This is a genomic window from Candidatus Melainabacteria bacterium RIFOXYA2_FULL_32_9 (assembly GCA_001784615.1).
Taxonomy (GTDB): domain Bacteria; phylum Cyanobacteriota; class Vampirovibrionia; order Gastranaerophilales; family UBA9579; genus UBA9579.
This window is the reverse complement of the sequence record MFRQ01000142.1, coordinates 1-8,632: the sequence shown is the minus strand read 5'-3', so window position 1 is coordinate 8,632 and position 8,632 is coordinate 1. Positions and strand designations below refer to the sequence as shown.

5 protein-coding genes and 1 pseudogene (1 of these 6 cut by a window edge) are annotated in these 8,632 nt (G+C 30.4%); 4 read left to right on the top strand and 2 right to left on the bottom strand.

The window, feature by feature from the left end; all coding sequences use genetic code 11:
* Positions 1–916: pseudogene (locus A2255_08520) on the top strand (methylenetetrahydrofolate--tRNA-(uracil(54)-C(5))-methyltransferase (FADH(2)-oxidizing) TrmFO); it begins 401 nt to the left of the window's first position.
* On the opposite strand, the gene A2255_08515 reads toward A2255_08520, so the two are convergent.
* Positions 900–1,190 carry a hypothetical protein gene (locus A2255_08515; protein OGI17607.1) on the bottom strand — a complete coding sequence of 97 codons (291 nt, stop codon included), beginning with the start codon at positions 1,188–1,190 and terminating at the stop codon, positions 900–902. The pseudogene A2255_08520 and the gene A2255_08515 sit on opposite strands and share 17 nt — an antisense overlap.
* A gap of 393 nt (positions 1,191–1,583) precedes the next feature.
* Between A2255_08515 and A2255_08510 the strand changes: the two genes are divergently transcribed.
* The gene (locus A2255_08510) at positions 1,584–2,846 is read left to right on the top strand and encodes a hypothetical protein (protein ID OGI17606.1); all 1,263 of its coding nucleotides are present in this window, start codon (positions 1,584–1,586) and stop codon (positions 2,844–2,846) included.
* 45 nt (positions 2,847–2,891) lie between these two features.
* Here the strand turns inward: A2255_08510 and A2255_08505 are convergent, their stop codons facing one another.
* Positions 2,892–5,309 (bottom strand): hypothetical protein, encoded by a 2,418-nt coding sequence (locus tag A2255_08505; protein ID OGI17605.1) that lies wholly within the window; start codon positions 5,307–5,309, stop codon positions 2,892–2,894.
* 224 nt (positions 5,310–5,533) lie between these two features.
* Between A2255_08505 and A2255_08500 the strand changes: the two genes are divergently transcribed.
* Positions 5,534–7,279, top strand: coding sequence for a hypothetical protein (locus A2255_08500; GenBank protein ID OGI17604.1), 1,746 nt, complete (start codon positions 5,534–5,536; stop codon positions 7,277–7,279).
* Positions 7,280–7,620: 341 nt separating this feature from the next.
* Positions 7,621–8,472, top strand: a complete 852-nt coding sequence (locus tag A2255_08495; GenBank protein OGI17603.1) for a hypothetical protein — start codon at positions 7,621–7,623, stop codon at positions 8,470–8,472.
* The last annotated feature ends 160 nt before the right edge of the window (positions 8,473–8,632 follow it).

Below are 8,632 nucleotides of genomic sequence, written 5' to 3'. Positions count from 1 at the left end.
GCCATTAACATCAGATGCGCTTTCAAAGTCAATTTCTGACTTTACAGGATCAAATCACTTATACTTCTTTGATGCAATTGCACCAATAGTTGAGAAAGATTCTATAAATTTTGATATAGCTTTTTGGGCAAGCAGATATGGAAAAGGAGAAGCCTCATACATTAACTGTCCAATGAATGAGGAAAAGTATAACAGGTTTTACGAGATTTTAACTAATTCCCCTAAAATTGAGTTAAAAGAATTTGAAAAGGGTTCAAAATTTTTCGAATCCTGCATGCCAATCGAAGTAATGGCATCAAGAGGCAAAGATACTTTAAGATATGGACCGATGAAACCGGTAGGATTAATTGATCCGAGAACTAATCAACAACATTATGCCGTAGTTCAGTTGAGACAGGATAATATGTCTGCAACACTATATAATTTAGTCGGTTTCCAGACAAACTTAAAATGGGGAGCCCAAAAAGAACTTATTCAAAGCATACCAGGTCTTGAAAATGCTTCAATTATACGATTTGGAGTTATGCATAGAAATACCTTTATCTATAGCCCAACTGTGCTAGAATCAACCCTTCAAACAAAATCAAGAGAAGATCTGTATTTTGCAGGACAAATAACAGGAGTTGAAGGCTATACTGAATCTATCGCTACAGGATTACTTGCAGGAATCAACCTCGGTAGATTTTTGAACGATAAAAAACCTATACAACTTGATTCTGTTTCTATGCTTGGCGCATTATGCAGTTATATTACATTTCCTGAGCATAAGAATTTTCAGCCAATAAATAGCAATTGGGGCATATTAAAACCTTTAGACATAGACCGAAAGACACAAAAAAACAAAAAGCTAAGAAATAAGCTTTTTGTTGATGAGTCATTGAGTTATATGAGGAGATTAGTTAGTGAGTTAATATAAAATTCAGAATTTCTCCAGGTTTAAAAAATCTCAAAATATTTACCCTGGACTGTGTTTTATCAGACTTTATACTTAGAAAATCATATTTTATATTGCCGTAAATATCTTTTTCTATATCAATAGAATTTATGCTTGCTATCTCTTTAAGCCGATTACTCGAGCTTCCATAGCTTCTTACAAACTTAAATAGCAAGTCTTTAGTATATGTATCATATACATTACTATTTAGTTTATTATTAGATAAACTAATACCGTTATTAGCTTCCTGATTCATTAATCCTAGTTTTCCTTCCTGAACCCTGTATCCTAAATTCTAGAAAGTTAACTTTAAAATTGGGAATGATAATTTACTTCCTGCTTATTAATATAAAAACAATTAAGCGGGCATATTTTTCAGATTTTTAAAGAAAATTTTTCACCAATTTTGCTGGATAAATAAAAATTATTCTATTTTTATATTGAAAAGAATTACTAAAAATATCAATAATATATAAAAACAAAGATTTTATTTACAATTTTTTATTAAGATATTTTAAACAAATTACTAAAACTAAGATTATAACTATAGATACATTCAGATTAAACAAGTTTAAAGCTAAATAATAGTATGATTCAAACAAGTTTATAATAAAATTGTTTAGAGAGTATGCTGGAAGATTGAGAAATAATGTATTTTATCTATAGCTCTATATTAATACTTTTAGGACTGATTTTAAGTCCTATTATAGCAATATCATTTATTATCAAGCCAAAGCTAAGAGCTGGTTTCTGGAAAAAAATAGGTTTTTATCGAGATTTATCCAGTAAAAAGACTACTATATGGTTTCATGCTGTATCAGTAGGTGAAGTAAACGCTGTTGAAAGCCTGATTAAAAAAATCAAACAGGGATTTCCTGACCATAATCTCGTTTTAACCACTGTAACAAGAACAGGACAGGAAATAGCACAAAACAAGTTAGCAAAAGTAGTCGATAGAATTACTTATTTTCCTTATGACTTCAATTTCTCCGTTAAATCAGCGATAAATGCAATCAAACCTCAACTCGTTGTAATTGCAGAAACTGAGATTTGGCCAAACTTTGCACAGGAATTAAATAAAGCTGATGTCCCAATAATCATAGTAAATGGACGGATTTCCCCAAGCTCTTATAAGGGTTATAAAAATTTCAGCTGGTTTTTCAAAAATATCTTAAAGAATTACAGCTTAATATTGATGCAAACTGAGGAAGATAAAAACAGAATAATCGACATAGGAGCAAATCCTGATAGAGTTGAAGTAATGGGAAATTTAAAGTTTGATATTGCAAATATTTTAAACAAAAATGAGATTAATGAGCTAAAAGAGTCCTTAAAATTAGGTAATAACAAACTGCTTATAGCAGGAAGTACCCATCAAGGAGAAGATGAGATAATTCTCGACGCATTTAAACAATTAAAAAGTAAATTTAATGACTTAAAACTCTTAATAGCTCCAAGACATCCTGAAAGAAATAATCAGGTTCAAAAATTAATAACAGAAACGGGATTCAACTATGGCTTAAGAAGTCAAAAAGATAATTTTGAAAACAATGATATAATTCTTTTAAACGTAATGGGCGAATTAGGTAAACTATACTCTGTCTCACATATAGCATTTGTTGGAGGAAGTTTTTCAGGCACTGGAGGTCATAATCCGCTTGAATCAGCTATTTATGGAGTCCCTGTTTTATCAGGACCAACAGTATTTAATTTTAAAGACATTTATCAATATATCACTACTTCTAATGCTGCTCAAATCGTTAATAACCAGCAAGAATTATACTCAGCAATACAAGAATTATTACTAAATCAAAATAAACATAATAAAATGAGCTCAGCTTGTATAAATATCTTTGAAACCAATAAAGGCGCTCTTGATTTTACTATAGATAAGCTAAAAACATTGTTTTAATTAACTCATATCTCAAATAAACTTGAAAAGAAGATTGTCTTGACTTTATAAGCTACTCTTAGTGCCTGCAATATATAAGATGAAAGAGAAAATCATACATATATAAAAAGCTACACCTGTCCAAAAAGCAATATTAATCCCAAATATCATTGCGATAATTACTGCGAGTACAGAAGCACATACCGATGCTGCTCCATTAATTCCCCATAGCCATGGAGTAAGGTCTTGATGATAATTAGAAGAAATCTTCATACCAATAGGAAACGCTGTTCCCATAAAGATTCCTATTGGAAACATTATTAATATTGAAATTAAAATTCTTATAAAATTAGTTGATGATTTAAATAATTCTGTGGCATAAGGCGTTAATAAACCAAATATTATTAAAGACACAATTAAAGACATCAAAACAATTATAGATATTTTATTGAAGTTCTCTTTTTCTCTAAAAATACTTGTTAAAAAGCTTCCAATACCGCTTGAAAGAAGGAGCGTGAATAAAACTACAGATAAGCTGTATACAGGGTGACCCAAAAATATTGTTAATCTTTGCAATTGAGAAATCTCTATCAAAATAAAACCAATTCCTATTGATGCAAAATAAGTTAAATAAGGAGCTACTTTTATTAAATTGATATTTTTTCTTTTGATAATAAAAGGTACAAAAATACAGGCAACCATCAAAATTGAGACAATTACGAATAGAAAAAGCAGTGAAACTATTGCCTGATTATCGAACCAGGTTGCAGAATTCTTTTGAGGTAATACGCCTTTAGCAAAATTGCTAAACTTAAACATATTAAAGAAAAAAGGCCTATCATCAGTTGAAGGAGAAATATCATAAGGATATGCTTCTAAAAATTTATTAAATTTGTCGTAATTATAGACTATATTCGCAATAACCTGATCAGAGTGGGATTTGGGATGAAATAAAATCTCAAAACCTAATTTTTTTACTGATTCTTCCGTCTTTTTAATATCTTCATCTGTAAAAGGAGTTTTACTAACTAAAATAGTCCCTATCCCATATACAAGATTAGGAACTTTTTTACAAACTATAATTATATGGTCTTCAGGATTGCTAATTCCAGAATCAATAAGGGATTTTCTTGCTAAAGAGGTTAACCTGTATATTTCAGCAGGGTTTTTTTCTGAATACCAGCGTGAAAAAGTTAATATTCCTTTATCATTTAAATGTTCAATAAATGTCTTCCAAGCTTCCACAGTGTATAGGCTATTTTCTGTCAAAACAAAAGCACCTGCTGCTGTAGCAGCACTTGTATCAACTAATGAAGCTTGAATTATATCAAAATGATCCTCTGATCTTGATATATAACTCCTGGCTTCATCATTAACTATTTTAACTTTGGGATTTGAGTATAAATGGCCGGAGAAATCCCCAAATTTTCCTTGAACAGTATTAATAATGTTCTCATTTATTTCTATACCGGTAACCTTGTTTTGATTAAAAACAAGAGCAGCAAGAACATCACGACCGCCTCCTGTTCCAATAATAGCTATATTTGCATCATCTTTTAAATAATGAACAAAATTTGTAATGTCATTCTTTAAATACTTTAATTTACTTAAATCACCGTCAAATTTTGTAATTAATGTTGATGCACCAGTATCAATAAGCAATTCTAGCTGTTCTATAGGATTATAATCTTCAATACTCTTTTCAGACAATCCATAACCAGCAGGAATACTCTTTATATCAGGATTACCAACTACTTGAATATATGAAAACGAATTCCATTTCTCGTATAACTTATCATGTGAAATTTTTCCTTTACCCCAAAACATTTTAATAACAGGATCTTGCTGATATGATTTAACCAAATTTATTGAAATAAAAGCAGCAAGCAATACAGCAAAAGTTGATAATATTTTTCTTGCATTAATTGAAGAATTCTCGAATTCAAAAAATATAATAGAGGCTATCAATGCAAGGAAAGCAGTAATAAATATAGTAGTAGGACCATCTGTTAAATTTAAAACAATTATAAAAGCTATACAACCTAACGCTGCACCTGCAAGATCTACTGCATATAATTTACTTAGAAATCGGGGGAATTTTGTAAGAGCAGTGGACACACATATACCACTAAAAAAGAAAGGAATGGAAATTGAAATAAAGTTAAAAATAACTGATTGAAGTCCGGAATTAGAAGATTTAAAACCTATAGGGTTATACAAATATAATAAAAAGCTGGATATTATCGTAATGCAAAATAATAACGAGCTCATTGACATATGATAATTGGCTTTTTCTTGATTAAAAAATTTAGGAAATAAATATACAACTATTGAACCTGCTGTCATGCCAAACATAGCAATAGATATAGCCATAAATGCAAAATGATACCAAGTGGTAGCACTAAAAATTCTAGTTAAAGTAATCTCAAACATTAAAGTAGCCATAGTTACCAGAAAAAGTGCTACATAGTTTTTAGATTTCATTTTTATCACTCACTATTCTATAAATCCAGCCTCTAATTCAGGATAAGAAAATCATAACATTTTCTTTTTCATTTAATTAATTTCAATTATTAGTCCTCAAAAAAATTAATTATTACTTTGAGTTTTTTTCTAGTAACAATTAACAATTCAAACTATTAATTACTACATACACTAAATTATCATAATATAATATATATAGATGTATTTTGGTAAATTAAAAAATAGTGAATATTTTTATAGAAAACAACATTGAATATCTAATTGAATATTTCTGGAGCTCAAGCGAAGGCTTGATTATATTAAATGACCAGAAAGATATTATTCATATTAATAACTTTGCTCAAACGTTATTAGGTCTAAAAATATCTGATAACATTTCTTTAATTGAGCATTGCTTTAGTTTTGATATATGTATATTACAAGAACAAGATATTTTAGCATATAATCCTATATCTGCAGCTATTTTGTCAAAAGAAAAGTTTAAAGCTGAAGCACAATATCAAATTGAACAGGATCAATATAAAAATCTGGTTCTAAGAGCGTTTCAAGTTAAAGATTATAAAATAATTATATTTTCTGATCTGTCAGCTGAAATTGAAAATAAAGAATTTAAAAAACAGAAAAATGAATACATAAATAAAATCATTGAGCTTGAAAAAGATAATAAAGAACATTCAATTCTTAAAGAACGTGCTGAATCTCAAGCTATAAGAGTAGGATTGATCAATAGAATTTCAACATCAATTCGTGACACTCTTGATACTAATGAAATAATTAAAACCACAATTAACGAGCTTTCTAGGACTTTGGGAGTTCATAGAGGGATATTTGCAAGTTACGAGAAGAATCAAGAGAAATTCATAATAAAACAAGAGTGGCATATTAGTAATCAAACTGAATTACAAAAAAAAGAATTAGAAATTGATTCTTATATTAAAGCGGCTATTTCAAATCGTACATCTCAAATATCTATAAATAGCAGTATTATGGAATTACCCTTAAATAACCCTGAAGATTCCAAACCCAGGCTGGTTACTCCTGTTATATATCAGGGAGAAATATTTGGTATAATATTGTTGTACCATATAAATAGCAAAAAATTATGGCACCCTGAGGAAGTCAGCCTTGTTGAAGGTATTTCTGCACAGTTGGCAGCAGCAATTTATCAGTCATCGTTATTTGAAAAGCTTGAAAATCAGAAAAAAGAGCTGGAAATAACCTTAACACAACTAAGAGAGACCCAGACACAATTAATACAGTCAGAAAAAATGGCCTCTCTTGGTAAATTAGTAGCAGGAGTTGCCCATGAAATTAACACTCCAATAGGATCAATTAATAGCAACATAGATATGCTGGTAAAATATACAAAAAAAATAAAAAAACAAATACTGGATAATCCTGAACTGAATTCAATGTTTAGTGTATTTGATGATATTAATACTATAAATACTGAAGCAATAAGACGTATTAATAGTATTATTAAATCTCTTAAAAACTTTGCACGTTTAGACGAAGCAGAACTTAAAGAAGTAGATATACACGAAGGAATAAAAAGCACCCTTATGCTGATAAACCATGAAATCAAAAATCGAATTAATGTCATTGAAGAATATGGCGATTTACCACTAATTGAGTGCTATCCAAACCTTTTAAATCAAGTAATTATGAATATTTTAGTTAATGCATATCAAAGCATCGACAATGAGGGGACAATAAAAATTAAGACCGATATTAAAGATAATAAGGTGCAGATAATAATTTCAGACACAGGTAAAGGTATAAGCCAGGAAAATCTAACTAAAATATTCGATCCTGGATTTACAACCAAAGGTGTAGGTGTGGGAACAGGTTTAGGTTTATCAATATGCTACCAGATAATTGAAAAACACAAAGGCTCTATTAGTGTTAATAGCCAGTTCGGTATTGGTACAGTGTTTATAATAGAAATTCCACTTAGGCAGAATTTCTAAATTGTTAAGAAATTTGCGAAATCAGAGAGACTTGTCACTACTTAATAAATTATTAGAATAAAAAAATAGTTATTAATATATGTTAAGTATTGTTACAAAGCCGATTAAATTACTTGAAAATATGTTATTATTATATCTGTAATGAGTGTCAAATTTACCCTTAATAGTTCGTAATAAATATATAGGATAAACAAATGTAAAAAAAAGTTAACCCCGTCACCCCAAAAAAGCAATTTTCTACAACAGATTGTTTTTAAATATATGGAAGTAATATTAATTTTTTATGCTTGATTGGAGGTGGCTCGTATGTAACGTGAAGGGAATTCGGAGGAAGTTCATAAATGAGTATTAAAGTAAATAATAGAAAAAAGAAAAGTGAAAAGACTTTTGATGAGTTAATTCATGAATTGCAGAATAGTAATTCAGAAAAAGTCCGTTACAACGCTGCTAGAATGCTAGGTGAATTAGGCGATTCAAGAGCAGTTGAGCCATTAATCGATGTATTAAAAAATGATAAAAATGGTTCAGTTAGATTATACGCAGCTAGAGCACTCGGCGAACTTGGCGACATATCATCTACAATGCATCTAATAGAATCACTTAGAGAAGATAGAAACGTTGATGTTAGAGTTCGTGCAGCTCGTGCTCTCGGTCGCTTAGGTGGTATTGAAGTAGTTACACCTTTAGTAGAAGCTTTAAGCGATGAAAATAGTCAAGTTTGCATTACAGCTACTGACGCTCTTATAGAAATTGGCGATTTTGCAGTTGATGCTTTAATCGAATCATTAAGACACGAAAAAGTTAACGTACGCTGTGACGCTACAAGAGCTCTCGGTGAACTCGGCAGCATGAAAGCTGTTGAGCCAATTATCGCTATGCTCACAGATGAGTGGGTAAACGTAAGAATTTACGCTGTTACATCACTCGGCAAATTAGGTGACACCCAAGCAGTTCCAGCACTTATAGATGTACTCAAAAACGAACAGGAAAACGAACTCGTAAGAGCTGGCGCAGCAGCAGCCCTCGGCGTTCTTCGTGATCAAAGAGCATTATTACCTCTTAGAGAACTCATTATGGTTGCTGAAGAATTAGGCGAATTAGAAGACACCGCTTTAAAAGCATTCAAGAAAATTATGGCTGCCAATTGGCAAAACGTTCCAGGTGCTATAAACAAAAAAGCAGCCTGCAAATAAAAAGAAAATCCTATAGAAAAAAGCGACTCAAATGAGTCGCTTTTTTCTATTAGCAATTTTTCATATTTAGAATACTTTTAATAATAGATAAAACTGAATTTTTGAAATAGTGCAAGAAATAGGTTAGACCTCTATTAAGGAGTACGCAAAAGTCAAAATA